At 70.2% G+C, this 14858-nt stretch carries 14 protein-coding genes; 7 read left to right on the top strand and 7 right to left on the bottom strand.

The annotated features are described in order from the left end of the window. Positions 1-24: 24 nt before the first annotated feature. From HRJ34_RS20860 to HRJ34_RS20870, 3 genes are all read right to left on the bottom strand, one after another. On the bottom strand, positions 25-537 hold the full coding sequence (locus HRJ34_RS20860) for a phosphoribosyltransferase domain-containing protein (RefSeq protein ID WP_016746355.1): 513 nt from the start codon (positions 535-537) through the stop codon (positions 25-27). Positions 538-554: 17 nt separating this feature from the next. Further along, positions 555-1574 carry an adenosine deaminase gene (locus HRJ34_RS20865; RefSeq protein ID WP_208632290.1) on the bottom strand — a complete coding sequence of 340 codons (1020 nt, stop codon included), beginning with the start codon at positions 1572-1574 and terminating at the stop codon, positions 555-557. A gap of 65 nt (positions 1575-1639) precedes the next feature. After that, complete coding sequence (locus HRJ34_RS20870) at positions 1640-2635, bottom strand: bile acid:sodium symporter family protein (protein ID WP_208632291.1); 996 nt, start codon at positions 2633-2635, stop codon at positions 1640-1642. Positions 2636-2838: 203 nt separating this feature from the next. Between HRJ34_RS20870 and HRJ34_RS20875 the strand changes: the two genes are divergently transcribed. Then, positions 2839-3705: an alpha/beta fold hydrolase gene (locus HRJ34_RS20875; RefSeq protein ID WP_208632292.1), complete on the top strand. Its 867-nt coding sequence runs from the start codon at positions 2839-2841 to the stop codon at positions 3703-3705. Between the two features lie 152 nt (positions 3706-3857). Here HRJ34_RS20875 and HRJ34_RS20880 read toward each other — a convergent pair whose 3' ends face one another. The 4 genes from HRJ34_RS20880 to HRJ34_RS20895 all read right to left on the bottom strand — a co-directional run bounded on the left by HRJ34_RS20880 (position 3858) and on the right by HRJ34_RS20895 (position 6913). Further along, positions 3858-4853 carry a DUF2891 domain-containing protein gene (locus HRJ34_RS20880; protein WP_208632293.1) on the bottom strand — a complete coding sequence of 332 codons (996 nt, stop codon included), beginning with the start codon at positions 4851-4853 and terminating at the stop codon, positions 3858-3860. Positions 4854-4873: 20 nt separating this feature from the next. After that, the gene (locus tag HRJ34_RS20885) at positions 4874-5815 is read right to left on the bottom strand and encodes a DUF979 domain-containing protein (protein WP_208632294.1); all 942 of its coding nucleotides are present in this window, start codon (positions 5813-5815) and stop codon (positions 4874-4876) included. Further along, entirely contained in the window at positions 5812-6465 is a 654-nt protein-coding gene (locus tag HRJ34_RS20890; RefSeq protein WP_208632295.1) for a DUF969 domain-containing protein, read from the bottom strand. The genes HRJ34_RS20885 and HRJ34_RS20890 overlap by 4 nt, the downstream gene beginning before the upstream one ends. Before the next feature lie 133 nt (positions 6466-6598). Continuing rightward, positions 6599-6913 carry a DUF1905 domain-containing protein gene (locus HRJ34_RS20895; RefSeq protein WP_012048692.1) on the bottom strand — a complete coding sequence of 105 codons (315 nt, stop codon included), beginning with the start codon at positions 6911-6913 and terminating at the stop codon, positions 6599-6601. Between the two features lie 88 nt (positions 6914-7001). On the opposite strand from HRJ34_RS20895, the gene HRJ34_RS20900 reads away from it, so the two are divergent. The 6 genes from HRJ34_RS20900 (at position 7002) to HRJ34_RS20925 (ending at position 14775) form a co-directional block, all read left to right on the top strand. Further along, on the top strand, positions 7002-7403 hold the full coding sequence (locus HRJ34_RS20900; protein ID WP_029993760.1) for a hypothetical protein: 402 nt from the start codon (positions 7002-7004) through the stop codon (positions 7401-7403). An 87-nt stretch (positions 7404-7490) separates the two neighbouring features. Next, positions 7491-9536: a TonB-dependent receptor family protein gene (locus HRJ34_RS20905; protein WP_208632296.1), complete on the top strand. Its 2046-nt coding sequence runs from the start codon at positions 7491-7493 to the stop codon at positions 9534-9536. A 56-nt stretch (positions 9537-9592) separates the two neighbouring features. Further along, entirely contained in the window at positions 9593-10063 is a 471-nt protein-coding gene (locus HRJ34_RS20910) for a copper chaperone PCu(A)C (RefSeq protein ID WP_208632297.1), read from the top strand. Further along, positions 10053-10679, top strand: coding sequence for an SCO family protein (locus HRJ34_RS20915; protein WP_208632298.1), 627 nt, complete (start codon positions 10053-10055; stop codon positions 10677-10679). Before HRJ34_RS20910 ends, HRJ34_RS20915 begins: the two co-directional genes overlap by 11 nt. 126 nt (positions 10680-10805) lie before the next feature. Continuing rightward, a complete protein-coding gene (locus HRJ34_RS20920; protein ID WP_208632299.1) occupies positions 10806-13286 on the top strand; it encodes a PhoX family protein in 2481 nt (826 codons plus the stop codon). Positions 13287-13518: 232 nt separating this feature from the next. After that, positions 13519-14775 (top strand): cytochrome P450, encoded by a 1257-nt coding sequence (locus HRJ34_RS20925; protein WP_208632300.1) that lies wholly within the window; start codon positions 13519-13521, stop codon positions 14773-14775. Positions 14776-14858 lie beyond the last annotated feature (83 nt).

Consider the following 14858-nt stretch of genomic DNA (forward strand, 5'->3'; position numbering starts at 1 on the left):
GACACGAACCGGCCATGGCTGTCGTCAGGCCAGCCGTTCGGGCACCACCGCCGAATCCTCGATCACCTTGTCGACCGGCGAGACCTGTTCCCAGGGGAAGACGAACCAGTCCTTGTTGGCGGTCCGGTCGATCGTGCGGAAGCGATAGTCGACCCGCTCGGCCGAGACGACATTGTCGATCAGCGTGGCGAAGCGGACATTGTCGATCGCGCCGCCCGCGTCGCGCAGCGCCGCCTTGATATGGGTGATCGTCGTCCCGCTGTCGTTGATGTCGTCGACGAACAGCAGGCGCTGCGCCGCGCTCATCCCCGCCAGCGTGGCGAGCAGCCCGGCCGAGAAGTCGGGCAGGTGCGAGCTGTGGTCGACCGACAGCATCGGGATGCTGGTCGCATGGCTCAGATACACCGCCGGGATCAGGCCGCCGCGGCCGATGCCGATGATGACGTCGGGCCGCCAGCCGCTCTCGCGGATGCGCGCCGCTACATAATGGACGGCGGTCAGGAACTCGGGCTGGTCGACGGGGGTCAGGGTCGGCATGAACGGGTTCCTTGGGATCAGGCGAGGGCGGCCGCGACATAGGCGTCGAGCGCGTCGATATGCCGGGTCACCGCGACGTCGTCGAGGAAGGACCCGAGGAAACTGTTGCGCGCCAGCGTCGCGAAGTCGTGCGCGTCGAGCCGGCCGGCCGGGATCAGCGCCCGGTAATTGTCGTTCACATAGCCGCCGAAATAGGCGGGGTCGTCCGAATTGACCGTCGCGCGCAGGCCGAGCCGCAGCATCCGCTCGATCGGATGCGCGTCGATGTCCTCGACCACACACAGCTTCAGGTTCGACAGCGGACAGACCGTCAGCGTCATCCCCGACCGCGCCAGCCGGGTGGTCAACGCCCGGTCCTCCAGCGCGCGGTTGCCATGGTCGAGCCGGTCGATGTGGAGCAGGTCGAGCGCCTCGTGGACATAGGCGGGCGGCCCTTCCTCCCCGGCATGGGCGACGCGCAGCAGCCCCATCTCCCCGGCGCGGTCGAACACCCGGCGGAACTTGGACGGCGGATGGCCGACCTCCGACGAATCGAGGCCCACCGCCGCGATCCGGTCGAGCCAGGGCTCGGCGGCGGCGAGCGTCTCGAACGCGGCGTCCTCGTCGAGATGGCGCAGGAAGCAGAGGATCAGCCGGCTGGTCACGTCCAGGTCGCGCTCGGCCTCCTGCATCCCCGCGAGCAGGCCGTCGGCGACGACCTGGAAGGGGATGCCCCGGTCGGTGTGGGTCTGCGGGTCGAAGAATATTTCGGCATGGACGACGCTGTCGGCGGCGGCGCGGCGGAAATAGGCGAGGGCGAGGTCGCGGAAATCCTCCTCGGTGCGGAGCACGTCGGCGCCCTGGTAATAGATGTCGAGGAAGTCCTGCAGCCGGCTGAACGAATAGGCGCCGCGCAGCTCCTCGACCGAGGCGAAGGGGATGGCGATGCGGTTGCGCCGGGCCAGCTCGAACATCTGCTCGGGCTCGAGGCTGCCCTCGATGTGGAGGTGGAGCTCGGCCTTGGGCAGGCCCGATACGAAATGCGCGAGATCGATCATGGCCCCATCCTTCCGCCGCGATCCTAACAGGGGATCGATGCGTGGCAATGGCGATGAAGCCGGCGTCAGGCGTCGACCGGGACGTCGGCGGCGGTCCGCGCGTAGCGGGCGGCGACCAGCGCGCAGACGAACAGCTGGAGCTGGTGGAAGATCATCAGCGGCAGGATGATCACGCCGACCTGCGCCGGGGCGAAGATCGCGCCCGCCATCGGCACGCCCGACACCAGGCTCTTCTTCGAACCGCAGAACAGCAGGACGATCTCGTCGCCGCGCGGCAGGCGCAGGCGGCGCGCGACGAACAGGTTGACCGTCATGACCACGGCCAACAGCACCGCGCTGAGGCCGAGGATGATCAGCAGGTCGGCCGCTTCGGTCCGCTGCCAGATGCCGTTGACGACGGCGGCCGAGAAGGCGGTGTAGACCACCAGCAGGATCGACGATCGGTCGACCGGCATGAGCAGCTTCCTGTGCCGGTCCAGGAAGCCGCCGATCCACGGGCGCAGCAGGTGGCCCGCGACGAAGGGCAGCAGCAGCTGGAGCATGATCGCCTCGATCGCGTCGAGCGAGACGCCCGGCGCGCTGCCCTGCACCTCGATCAGCAGCCCGACCATCAGCGGGGTCAGGACGATGCCGGTGATGTTCGACAGCGACGCGCTGCACACCGCGGCGGGGACGTTGCCGCCTGCCATCGCGGTGAAGGCGATCGACGACTGCACCGTCGAGGGGAGCAGCGACAGATAGAGCATGCCCGACAATATCTCGGGCGTGGTCAGCCCGCGGGCGCCCCAGGCCAGCGCCCAGCCGAGCAGCGGGAACAGCAGGAAGGACGAGGCGAGGACGAGCAGGTGGAGCTGCCAGTTGCCGATCCCGGCGAGCACCGCCTGCCGCGACAGCTTGGCGCCGTGAAGGAAGAACAGCAGCACGATCGCGGCGTCGGTCAGCCCCTCGAACAGGCCGACCGCCACGCCCCGCGCGGGCAGCAGCGACGCCACCACGATCGTCAGGGTGAGGAGGATGAGGAAGGGGTCGAGCCCCTTCAGGAGGCGGGCGATCAGGCGCATCGCCGGGGAATGTCGGCGCGCGCGGCCGCCGTCAAGCGGAGTGGGGCTCCCCTTCCGTTCCCGTCATTCCGGCGGAGGCCGGAATCTCCCTGCCTTTATCGAGGCAAGAAAAGGGAGATCCCGGCTTTCGCCGGGATGACGGGCGAATGTGGGCGGGTATCGCGCGATTGTATCGGCCCGGCCGCTCCTCTACTCCCCCGCCCATGATCGAGCCCCGCACCCATATGCTCGCCGTCCGGCGCCTGCAGCTCAACATCGTCGAATGGGGCGACCCGGACGCGCCGCCGCTGATCCTCCAGCATGGCGGGCGCGACCATGCCCGCAACTGGGATTGGGTGGCGAACGCCTTCGCCGCCGACCATCGCGTGATCGCGCCCGACCTGCGCGGCCATGGCGACAGCCAGTGGTCGAACGACGGCGCCTATGAGATGATCGACTATCTCGACGATTTCGCCGGCATCGTCGCGGCGCTCGACCTGCCGCCCTGCCCGATGATCGGCCATTCGCTGGGCGGCAACATCGTCACCCGCTTCCTCGGCCTCTATCCCGATCGCGCGACCCGGTTGATCAGCATCGAGGGACTGGGCGATTCGCCCGAGGCCGCGGCCCGCCGAGCCGCCGCCGACCCGCTCGAGACGCTGCGCGCCTGGATCGCGCGCCGCGCCGAGACGACCGCGCGGACGCCGCGCGCCTTCGCCGACCGCGCCGCGCTGGCCGCCCGGTTGCGCGAGGCCGATCCTCGGCTCGACGACGCCACGCTCGATCATCTCGCAATCCACGCCGCCCATGCCGATCCCGACGGGACGGTCCGCCCCAAGCATGATCCGGCGCTGGGGCCGACCTCGCCGGTCGACCTCGCCCAGGCGACCAAGGAGCGGATGTGGGCGGCGATCGCCTGTCCGGTGCTGCTCGTCTATGGCGCGGAGAGCTGGGCGTCGAACCCGGCCGTCGACGGGCGCGCGAGCCATTTCCGCGACGCCCGGGTCGAACTGTTCGAGGGCGCCGGCCATTGGGTCCATCACGACCGGCGCGACGCGTTCATCGCGCTGGCCCGGGAATTCCTAGGCTAGGACATCGTGCGGTTTATCTGAACCGCTCATCCTGAGGAGCCATTGAGCGAAGTCGAAATGGCGTCTCGAAGGTCCTTCGAGACGGGCCTTCACCTTCGTTCAGTCCCTCCTCAGGATGAACGGACCGGGGTGCGTCAAACTAAACGCATGCTCTAGTCCTCGTCGTCGAGCGCGAGCAGGGCGAAGCTCGCCAGCCAGTGCTCGCCCATATAATGGTCGGCGAGGTGCGGCAGCGCGGCGGCGAGGTGGCGCTCGGCGGCGTCGCGCGCGATCGGGCCGACCGGATGATCGGCGGGCAAGCGGGCTGCGATCGCGCGCCAGCTCCAGGCGCGGCTCAGGTTGAGCCCGTCGAGATGGGCGATCTTGCCGTCGGTCCGGTCGGAGACGACGGCCGGGGTCAGCAGCGTCGAGGGCACCTCGGGCAGGAAGGCGTCGAACCAGCGGTGGAAATCGGCGGGGGCGAGCAGCGCGCGCATCAGATGCGCCTCGGTCAGCGCGGGCGAGAGGAACTCGTCGCCGCCCGGCTCCCACGCCTGGCAGCCGCGATCGGCGCCGAACCAGCCCGTCGCACGGGCCGCGACCAGCGCGGCAAGCTCGGGGTCGTGCGCGGTCGCCCATGCATGGGTGTGGAGCAGCGCGAAGCTGCTGTTGGGATGGGCGCCGACCCGGATCGGATAGGTGAGCCGGGGCAGATAGGCCTTGAACCGCTCTGCGAAGGCGCGGGCGAGCGGATCGAGCGCCTGCCACCAGCGCCGGTCCTCGTGGCGGCCCAGCTCGTCGTGGAGCGCGAGCAGCCACGCCCAGCCATAGGGCCGCTCGAACCCGGCCGAGGCGGGGCGATCGAGATAGGCCAGCTCGCCCGCCACCTTGTCGGGCATCAGCATCGCGTCGGCGCGGGCGCGGATCGCGGCGGCCTGCGGCAGATCGGGGAAGCGGCGCAGCAGCCGCATCACCTGCCACCAGCCATGGACGCAGCTATGCCAGTCGAAGCTGCCGTGGAAGATCGGGTGAAGCACCGACGGCGGCAGCACGTCCTCGGGCCCCGCCATCACATGGTCGAGCTTGAACGGCCATTCCCGGCCGAGATGGCCGAGGGTGAGCGCCGCGAAGCGCGCGGCGAGATCGGGGGTGAGGGTGGTGGTGTCCATCGTCGTCCCAGCCCCTCGCATCACCGGAACGCCAGCCAGTAGAGCAGCCCGATGTTGACGGCCAGCAGCGGCAGCGCGGTCGGGATCTGCGCGCGGATCACGCCGTGGCGGTCCCTGAGGTCGAGCAGCGCGGCGGGGACGAGGTTGAAGTTGGCGGCCATCGGCGTCATCAGCGTGCCGCAGAAGCCGGCGAGCATGCCGATCGCCGCGACGATCGCCGGGTTGCCGCCGGCGCCGTGGATCAGCACCGGGATGCCGACCGCCGCGATCATCACCGGGAAGGCGGCGAAGGCGTTGCCCATGATGATGGTGAACAGCGCCATGCCGAGCGCATAGGCGAGCACCGCCCCGAACAGGCTGCCCTCGGGGATCAGCCGGCCCATCAGCCCGCCGACCACGTCGCCGACCCCGGCCAGCGCGAACACCGCGCCGAGGCTGGCGAGCATCTGCGGCAGCGCCGCCGCCCAGCCGACCCCGTCCATCAGCCGGCGGCCCTCGTCGAACGGCGTCATCGCGCGCGGCCGCAGCCAGGCATAGCCGATCGCCAGCGCGATCGTGACGCCCAGCGTCAGCGCGACCAGCGTCGCCTGCTTCGGATCGACCAGCGCCGGCATCTGCTTGAACGCCAGCGTGCCCGCGAGCGCCGTCGCCGGGATCGCCAGCGCGGGCAGGAACAGCCGGTTGCGCCGGGCCGCCGCCTCGGCCGCGCGCTCGGCGGGCGAGGTGGTGGCGGCGTCGCCGCGCCCCATCAGCCCGAAGCCGGCGATCGCGACCAGGCCCAGCACCAGCACGCCGTTGCCGAGGTCGCCGAGCCGGTCCCCGGCGAGCAGGCTGAGCGCGATCAGCGCGTAGAACAGCGCGTTGCCGATCCGCTTGCCATGGCTGCGGTCGCGCAGCGCCGATCCGGCGAAGGCCAGGAAGATCAGCCCCGCGAAGGGATAGACGAGATTCAGGCCGATCATGGACGCCGTTTCCGCCGGTCGAACAGCATCAGCCGGAGGCCGTGGATGACGAAGGCGGCGATCGCGGTCGGGATCGCCCAGACCGACAGGTGGAACGGCTCGATGACGATGCCATAGCCTTCGAGCACGCCCTTCATCAGCAGGATCGACCCGATCGCGATGAAGATGTCCTCGCCGAAGAACAGGCCGATATTGTCGGTCGCGGCCGCCATCGCGGCGGCCTCCTCGTCGCGCGCCTCCTCGCCGCTCTGCTGCTGGGCGGCGGCCTCGGCCATCGGGGCGACCAGCGGGCGCACCGTCTGGGCATGCCCGGCGACCGAGACGAGGCCGAGCGCGGCGGTGACCTGGCGGAACAGCAGATAGCCGAGCAGCAGCCGGCCTACGGTGAAGCCGCGCAGGCCCGCGATCAGGGTGCGGGCGCGCTCCTGCAGGCCGTGGCGCTCGAGCAGGCCGATCACCGGCAGCACCATGTAGATCACGGTCACATAGCGGCTGTCGTTGAACGCCTTGCCGAAGGCGGCGAGCAGGTCGAGCGGGCCGATCCCGGCGGCGAGCCCCGTCGCCAGCGCCGAGACGAGCACGACGAGCAGCGGGTTGAAGCGCAGCACGAAGCCCGCGACGATGATCAGGATGCCGGAGAGGACGAGCATCAGTCCGCACTCAGGGTGATATCGTCATGCCTGCGGAGGCAGGCATCCATGTCTGTCGTCTCCTCGGATGCCATCTGGCTGACGAGAGACATGGACCCCAGCCTTCGCTGGGGTGACGGGAGGAGAGGGGGACTCAAAGCGCGAGGGATAGGCTCACCTCGTCGCCAGCGGCGATCCCCTCGCGCTTCCGGACCGAGGCCTTGAGCGGCAGGATGTAGCCGCCGCTGTCGCGGTGCGGGAAGATCGAGGTGCGCCAGCAGGTCGTCCCGATCCGCGCCTCGACCGGGATCGACCCGAAGCCGCCGGTGCGGCCGAGCGCGGCGAAGCGGATCTCGGCCGAGGTCTGCCCGTCGATGGTCAAGAAGTGCCAGGCCATCGGCCGCTCCTTGCCGGCCGATTGCCACAGCCAGACGGTGGCGGTCAGCGCGAAGGTCTCGTCTCCGGTCATGGCGGCAGAGTGGCGCCGGGCGCGGCGGGAATCAATCCCGCGACGCGGGTGATGGACTTCGCCCGGCCTCGCGGCTAGACGCGCCGCCATGACCGGGGCGGATCTCGATCGGGGACGAAGGGGCGGCAGGATCGCGCTGATCCTCGTCGCGCTGGCGCTGTTCATGCGCCTGCTGGTCCCCGCCGGCTGGATGCCCGCCGCCGATCGCGGCCTGGCGATCACGCTCTGCACCGGCGCCGGCGCGCAGCAGGCGTGGATCGACGAGCAGGGCAATATCCACAAGGGCAAGCCCGGCGAGGGCCAGGCCGATCACCCCTGCGTGTTCGGCGGCTTCGCGGCGGTGCTCGACCTGCCCTCGGGCCTCGACGCGATCGCGGCGCCGCTGCCGGTCGCGACCGCGCTGCCCGCGCTCGCCGTCACCGCCGTTGCGATCGGCCGGGGCCTCGCCGCCCCGCCGCCGCCCGCGACAGGACCACCCGCCCGCCTCTGATCCGGAGCTGACCGGCCGCCTCCGCGCGGCCGGTGATCTGTCCATGGGCGGCCCGCGATCGGGCGCGCCCGATCGAGGCCTATTTCCATGAATCGCATATCCCATTTCGCTCGCGGCGCCTCGGCGCTCGCGCTGCTCTGCCTGTCCGCCGCTGCCCTCGCCGAGGAGGCCGAGGCCGATCGCGCCACCATCATCGTCAACGCCCAGACCGTCGCCGACGACGCCCGCGCGGCGGTCGAGAAGCGGCCCGGCGGCGTCGACGTCGTCGAGGCGTCGGCCTTCGCCGACAAGGTCGCCGTCAACCTGCGCGATGCACTCGCCTTCTCGCCCGGCGTCTACACCCAGCCGCGCTTCGGGCAGGAGGTCCGCCTGTCGATCCGGGGATCGGGGCTCAGCCGCGGCTTCCATATGCGCGGGCTGACGCTGTTGCAGGACGGCATCCCGATCAACCTGGCCGACGACAATGGCGACTTCCAGGAGCTCGACCCGCAGGTGTTCGAGCGGATCGAGGTCTATCGCGGCGCCAATGCGCTGCGCTTCGGCGGATCGACGCTGGGCGGCGCGATCAACGCCGTCACGCCGACCGGCCGGACCGCCCCGCGCTTCGAGCTGCGCGTCGACGGCGGCAGCTATGGCACGTTGCGGACCAAGGCGGCGGCGGCCTTCGCCGATGCGCGCGGCGACGCCTATGTCGCGCTGACCACCGATCGCTCGGACGGCGACCGCGACCATGCGAAGCGCGACGCGATCCGCTTCAACGGCAATGTCGGCCTGCGCCTGACCGATGCGATCGAGACGCGCTTCTACGCGACGATCAGCCATATCGACCAGGACCTGCCGGGCTCGCTGACCCTGGCGCAGGCGCTGTCGACGCCGAAGCTGTCGCTGCCCGCCAACATCGCGATGGACCAGGAGCGCGACGTCGATTCGGTCCGCCTCCAGAACCGCACCACGGTCGACCTCGGCAGCGGGCGGCTGAGCTTCGGCGGCTTCTTCAACGCCAAGAAGCTGTTCCACCCGATCTTCCAGGTGCTCGACCAGAAGAGCAACGATCGCGGCGTCTTCGCCAGCCTCGACCTGGCCGGCGAGCTGGGCGGGCTGCCCTGGGAGGCGACGCTCGGCACCCAGGCGCGGTTCGGCACGGTCGCGGCGAAGCAGTTCGTCAACGTCGCGGGCCGACGCGGCGCGCCGACCGCCGACCAGCGCCAGACCGCGCGGACGATCAACAGCTATGGCGAGCTGCGGCTGCGGCCGATCGAGCCGCTGACCCTGATCGCCGGCGGCGTCTACACCAGCGGCGAGCGGCGGATCGTCAACCGGCTCGCCCCGGCGCGCAGCGGCGAGGCCGATTTCGACGCCTTCGCCCCCAAGCTCGGCCTGCTCTACGCGCCGTCGGCGGCGGTGCAGCTCTTCGCCAATGTCAGCCGCTCGGTCGAGCTGCCCGGCTTCAACGAGCTGAGCCAGACGCCGAACACCGGCCTGCCGGGCTTCACCCCGGTCGGGGCGCAAAAGGCCTGGACGGTCGAGATCGGCACGCGCGGCCGCCACGGCATCGCCGCCTGGGACATCAGCTTCTATCGCGCGGACCTGAAGGGCGAGATGCTGCAATATGCGGTGAGCCCGATCATCCCGGCGGCGACCTTCAACGCGGGGCGCACCCGGCACCAGGGGATCGAGGCGGGGCTCGACCTCCAGCTTGGCGCGCTGATCCGGCTGCGGCAGGTCTATCAGTATAACGACTTCCGCTTCCGCGACGACGCCGTCTATGGCGGCAACCGGCTGCCGGTGATCCCCCGGCACCAATATCGCGCCGAGCTGCGGCTGGGCTTCGAGGGGCTCAACCTCACCCCCAATGTCGAATGGGTGCCCGAGGGCGCCTGGGCCGACTATCGCAACACGCTCCGCGCGCCGGGCTATGCGACGATCGGCCTGGGGGCGGAGGCGCGGCTCGCGCCCGGCGTCACGCTGTTCCTCGACGCGCGCAACCTGACCGGCAAGAAGGCGGTCGGCGACATCAGCGCGCTGGTCGCCTATGCGCCCGACAACCGCGCGACCCCGGCCGACGAGGGCAGCGTCGCCTTCTACCCGATCGAGCGCCGCGCCTTCTACGGCGGCCTGCGCATGACCTTCTGACGATCCCGGCGCGGGGCGGCCGTCGCGCCGCCCCGCGCTGCCTGTGGAGAATCCCGATGATCAAGACGATGACGATCGCGCTGGCGATCGCCGCCACCGCTGCCGCCGCTCCGGCCTCCGCCGTCGCCGCGCCGCTGCGGATCGAGACCCCCTGGCTGCGCGAGACCCCGCCCGCCGCCAGGACCGGCGCGGGCTATGCGCTGATCCGCAATGCCGGCCGGCGCGAGGACCGGCTGCTCGACGCCCGCTCGACGGTCGCCGAGCGCGTCGAGGTGCACAGCATGACGATGGACGGCGGCATCATGCGGATGCGGCCGGTGACCGGCGGGCTCGCCGTTCCCGCCGGCGGCGCGGTGGCGCTGCGGTCGGGCGGCTATCACCTGATGCTGATGGGGCTGAAGCGCCCACTGCGGCGCGGCGATGTCGTCGAGATCCGGTTGCGCTTCGCCCATGCGGGCGAGCTGCCGGTCCGCTTCCGGGTCGAGCCGATCGACTTCCGGCCCGAGGGAGGACAGCATGGGCGGTGAACCGCGCGGGCCGCTGTTCCCGCTGCGCGTCCTGTTGTGGGCGGCGGTCGCGGCGGTGCTGCTGGGCTATGCCGGGCTGACGCTGTGGCCGCGCCTGCGTCCGCCCGCCGATCCGCAGGCCGGCTATGCCGCCGCCTTCGGCGGGCCGTTCCGCCTGACCGACCAGACCGGCCGGACCGTGACCGAGGCGAGCCTGCGCGGCCGGCCCTTCGCGATCTTCTTCGGCTTCACCCGCTGCGCCGAGGTCTGCCCCACCACCCTCCAGACCATGGCGCGGCTCAAGCGGGCGCTGGGCCCGGCCGGCGAGAAGCTGGACCTCGTCTTCGTGTCGCTCGACCATGAGCGCGACCGGCCGGCCGACATCGGCCAGTATCTCACCCTGTTCGGCACGCCGATCATCGGCCTGACCGGATCGGCGGCGGAGATCGACCGCATCGTCCGCGCCTATCACGTCTATTACAAGAAGGTGCCGGTCGACGGCGGCGACTATGTCATCGATCACACCGCGACGGTCTTCCTGATGGACGCCGAGGGGCGCTTCTTCGGAACGCTGGCGCATGACGAGGGCGATGCGCCCCGGCTGGCCAAGCTGCGGAGGCTGGTGACGGCGGGCTGAGCCCGCCGTCACCAGCGCCCTGACACGGAAACGCCATAGGACCTTCATGTTCGCGTAAGCCGAAGCGCACAAATGTTTCGCGCGCCGTTGTTAGCGAGCCGGCTTCTCATCAAGGGGAGCAAGCCCATGACTGACGTGGTTCGTGACGGCTATTCGGATGGTGTCGTCGACTGCAATCCGACCGACAATCCGACGCTGGAAAGCATCGCCGCCGAGCGCTATTCGCGCCGCCAGACGCTGTTCGGCGGCATTTCGGCGATCGCCGCCGCCAGCTTCGGCGGGCTGCTGCTGACCGCCTGCGGCAGCGACAACGACGCGCCCGTCGTCAACGCCGGCGCCAACGGCCAGTCGAGCTCGGGCAAGCTGGTGACGCTGGCCGGCACCGCCACCGACAAGGATGCGCTGACCCTGTCCTGGACCCAGGTCTCGGGCCCGACCGTCACGCTGAGCAATGCCAACACCAACACTGCGACCTTCATCGCGCCGGCGGTGTCTGCGGCGACCCCGCTGGTGTTCGAGTTCAAGGCGACCGACGACCGCAACAAGTCGACCACGGCGCAGACCACCGTCACCGTCTCCCCCGCGGTGCTCGGCTTCACCGCCGTGGCCAAGAGCCTCGACGACGTCGTCAAGGTGCCCGAGGGCTATGCCGTCTCGGTCCTCTATCGCCTCGGCGATCCGCTCAACGCGGCGACCTCGGCCTATGCCAACAACGGCACCGACACCGGCTTCTCGGCGCGCGGCGGCGACCATCATGACGGCATGCACTATTTCGGCCTCGCCGCGACCGGATCGACCCGCGACGACGCCAGCAACACGCGCGGCCTGCTGGTGATGAACCATGAGAACATCACCCAGGTCTATCTGCACGCGAACGGCCCGACCTCGACCGGCGGCGTCCGCCCCGAGGGCGAGGCGCTCAAGGAGATGGAGGCGCACGGCGTCGCCGTCGTCGAGGTCGGCCGCGCCGGCTCGGGCGCCTGGAGCTATGTCCAGGGCAGCGCGCTCAACCGCCGCGTCACCCCGCTGACGCCCACCCTGTTCAGCGGTCCGGCGCGCGGCAACGCGCTGCTCCGCACCCGCTTCTCGGCCGCCGGCACCGACGGTCGCGGCACGATCAACAATTGCGCCAACGGCTTCACCGCCTGGGGCAGCTACCTGACCTGCGAGGAGAATTGGGCCGGTTATTTCCGCCGCGCGGCGGGCGACGATGCCGCGCGCGGCGGCGGCGCCGCCAGGTCGGTGGTCGCGCTCAAGCGCTACGGCATCCCCGAAGGCGCCGGCGGCAGCTATGGCTGGGCCTCGGTCGTCCCCGCCGATGCGGCGAGCACCGTCTATGCGCGCTGGGACGCGAGCGCGAGCGGCGCTGCCGCCGACGGCACCGCCGATTTCCGCAACGAGCCGAACCAGTTCGGCTGGGTGGTCGAGATCGATCCCTATGACCCGACCAAGGCGCCCCGCAAGCGCACCGCGCTCGGCCGCTTCGGCCATGAGGGCTGCTGGCCGTCGGCGTTCGTCGCGGGCCGCAAGCCGGCCTTCTACATGGGCGACGATTCGCGCGGCGAATATCTCTACAAGTTCGTCTCGGCCCAGCCCTGGGCGGCGGCGGACGCCGGCGCGACCGACCGGCTCGCGATCGGCGACAAATATTTCGACGCCGGCACCCTCTATGTCGCGAAGTTCAACGCCGACGGCAGCGGCACCTGGATGCCGTTGCTGTTCGGCACCGGCCCGCTGACCGCCGCCAACGCCGCCTATGCCTTCGCCGACCAGGCCGACGTGCTGACCAACGCCCGGCTCGCCGCCGACGCGCTGGGGGCCACCAAGATGGATCGTCCCGAATGGACGGCGATCAACCCGGCGACCGGCGAGATGTACCTGACGCTGACCAACAACAGCGCCTCGGTCCGCCCGCTCGACGGCACCGATGCCGCCAACCCGCGCCACTATAACGACCCGAAGGGCGCGGCGAACAGCGCGCAGCGCGGCAATCCGAACGGCCATATCGTGCGGCTGCGCGAGACCGGCGACACGTCGGAGGCGACCGGCTTCAACTGGGACGTCTATCTGTTCGGCGCCGACTCCGCCGATTCGGACCCGGCCAACGTCAATCTGTCGGGCCTCGACGCGAGCAACGACTTCTCGAGCCCCGATGGCCTGTGGTTCGGCCGGCCGAGCAACGAATCGGGCCAGGTCAGCCCGCTGCTGTGGATCCAGACCGACGACGGCGCCTTTACCGATCGCACCAACAACCAGATGCTGGTCGCGCTTCCGGGCAAGGTCGGCGACGGCGGCGCGAAGACGATCACCAACACCGGCGCCGACGGCAGCACCCGCACCCAGGCGACGATCGTCGGCAAGGCGGCGACCGGCGCGACGCTGAAGCGCTTCCTGGTCGGTCCGAAGGGCTGCGAGATCACCGGCATCGACACGACGCCCGATGGCCGCACCCTGTTCGTCAACATCCAGCATCCCGGCGAGGAGGGCAGCCTGGCCACCTTGCAGAGCAGCTGGCCCGCGACCCAGGGCGGCACCAGCTCGACCGCGCGCCCGCGCTCGGCGACGATCGTGATCACCAGGAACGACGGCGGCGTCGTCGGTCTCTGACCCGATCCTCCGCGACGGAAAGGGAAAGGGGACGCGGGCGACCGCGTCCCTTTTCCTGTTTAGGTGCTTCGGCCTCCAATCCCGCGCGAGCGACGCCTAAACCGCCCGCGGTCGCTGCTTTATGCTCGACAGGTCTGTGGCATCGTGCCGGCCGACTGAAGCGGTGAAAGGTCGCGACGTCTGCCAGACGAGATGCCAACGTCCCAAAAGTTCCAGATCATGGAGAGCGAACATGTCCGATCAAGCGGCACTGCACCGGGAGGTGCCGATCGAGTCACCGCAATTCTATCTGGACGACCCGTGGCCCACCTTCGCCTGGATGCAGCGGGAGGCCCCCTTCTATCATTATGAGCCGCTCGATACCTTCGTCATCACGCGGCATCGCGACATACGGACGATATCGTCGCGGGCCGACGTGTTCAGCAATGCTCGCGGCATCTTCCTCAACGAGATCAAATATCGCGAAGCGGCCGGCGGCACCAATTTCTCGGAAGGCTTCTGGCCCGAGGGCGGCGAGCAGATCGGCAATACCGATCCGCCGCGCCACCAGGAACTTCGCCGCGTCAGCCAGGGGGCCTTCACGATTCCGGCGATCCAGTCGCTGCAGGAAAAGCTGACGGCGCATGTCGGGCATGGGCTCGATGCGCTGGGTGACGGCGGCGACGTCGACTTCTGGGAATTCGCCGCGGGCGTCCCGGTCGAGGCGGCCTGTCACCTGATCGGCCTTTCCGCGACCGATCGGTCGCGCGTGCAATTCTGGAGCGACGAGCTCGAGAAGCTGGGCGCCGACATCTCGTTCGAGGAGTTGCAGGCGGCGGTCGCGGAGTTCGACAGCCTGAAGGACTATATCACCGAGAATGTCGAGCGCCGCAAAGCGGAGCGCGCCGCCGGCGACACGCAGGGGCTCGACCTGATCTCGGTCCTGCTCGACGCCGAGCTCGACGGGCAGAAGGGCGTCAAGCTGCCCAACGTCATCACCTTCGCGATGACGGCGATCGCGGCGGGGGCGGACACGACGCGCGCGCTGCTGCTCGGCCTGCCTTATTATCTCGCCCGGAATCCCGACCAGTGGCGCCTGCTGAAGGAGGATCGCTCGCTGGTGAAGAACGCCATCGAGGAGACGCTGCGGCTGGTGACCCCGGCGCGGGCTTTCCTGCGCTACGTCGCCGCCGATACCGAGGTGGACGGGCAGGCGATGAAGGAGGGGCAGCACGTCTATCTGATGTACATGGCGGCCAATCGCGATCCCGAGGTGTTCGCCGACCCGCACGCCTTCGACCTCCGCCGCGCCACCGCCTCGCGCCAGCTCGCCTTCGGGGCCGGGCCGCATCTCTGCCTCGGCCAGCGCCTGGCGCGGATGGAGGGCGCGCTGGTGCTGGAAGCGATGCTCGATCGCTTCGATCGGATCGAGCCGACCGGCGAACCGGTTCCGGTCGTCCACATCATCCGCAACAGCTGGGAGACGATGCCGGTCCGCTTGGTGCGGTAGGCGCGGGGCGCGGCGGCCCGGGTTTGACAGCTGGGACCCCGGCGGGCAGGGTCCCCGCCATCCCGCCCACAGCAAGGAGCCGC

The organism is Rhizorhabdus wittichii (assembly GCF_017607425.1).
GTDB lineage: Bacteria > Pseudomonadota > Alphaproteobacteria > Sphingomonadales > Sphingomonadaceae > Rhizorhabdus > Rhizorhabdus wittichii.

What these genes read in the sequence shown, in the direction of transcription:
- HRJ34_RS20860 (WP_016746355.1), bottom strand. Translation starts at nt 537, where the DNA reads ATGCCGACCCTGACCCCCGTCGACCAGCCCGAGTTCCTGACCGCCGTC.
- HRJ34_RS20865 (WP_208632290.1), bottom strand. Translation starts at nt 1,574, where the DNA reads ATGATCGATCTCGCGCATTTCGTATCGGGCCTGCCCAAGGCCGAGCTC.
- HRJ34_RS20870 (WP_208632291.1), bottom strand. Translation starts at nt 2,635, where the DNA reads ATGCGCCTGATCGCCCGCCTCCTGAAGGGGCTCGACCCCTTCCTCATC.
- HRJ34_RS20875 (WP_208632292.1), top strand. Translation starts at nt 2,839, where the DNA reads ATGATCGAGCCCCGCACCCATATGCTCGCCGTCCGGCGCCTGCAGCTC.
- HRJ34_RS20880 (WP_208632293.1), bottom strand. Translation starts at nt 4,853, where the DNA reads ATGGACACCACCACCCTCACCCCCGATCTCGCCGCGCGCTTCGCGGCG.
- HRJ34_RS20885 (WP_208632294.1), bottom strand. Translation starts at nt 5,815, where the DNA reads ATGATCGGCCTGAATCTCGTCTATCCCTTCGCGGGGCTGATCTTCCTG.
- HRJ34_RS20890 (WP_208632295.1), bottom strand. Translation starts at nt 6,465, where the DNA reads ATGCTCGTCCTCTCCGGCATCCTGATCATCGTCGCGGGCTTCGTGCTG.
- HRJ34_RS20895 (WP_012048692.1), bottom strand. Translation starts at nt 6,913, where the DNA reads ATGACCGGAGACGAGACCTTCGCGCTGACCGCCACCGTCTGGCTGTGG.
- HRJ34_RS20900 (WP_029993760.1), top strand. Translation starts at nt 7,002, where the DNA reads ATGACCGGGGCGGATCTCGATCGGGGACGAAGGGGCGGCAGGATCGCG.
- HRJ34_RS20905 (WP_208632296.1), top strand. Translation starts at nt 7,491, where the DNA reads ATGAATCGCATATCCCATTTCGCTCGCGGCGCCTCGGCGCTCGCGCTG.
- HRJ34_RS20910 (WP_208632297.1), top strand. Translation starts at nt 9,593, where the DNA reads ATGATCAAGACGATGACGATCGCGCTGGCGATCGCCGCCACCGCTGCC.
- HRJ34_RS20915 (WP_208632298.1), top strand. Translation starts at nt 10,053, where the DNA reads ATGGGCGGTGAACCGCGCGGGCCGCTGTTCCCGCTGCGCGTCCTGTTG.
- HRJ34_RS20920 (WP_208632299.1), top strand. Translation starts at nt 10,806, where the DNA reads ATGACTGACGTGGTTCGTGACGGCTATTCGGATGGTGTCGTCGACTGC.
- HRJ34_RS20925 (WP_208632300.1), top strand. Translation starts at nt 13,519, where the DNA reads ATGTCCGATCAAGCGGCACTGCACCGGGAGGTGCCGATCGAGTCACCG.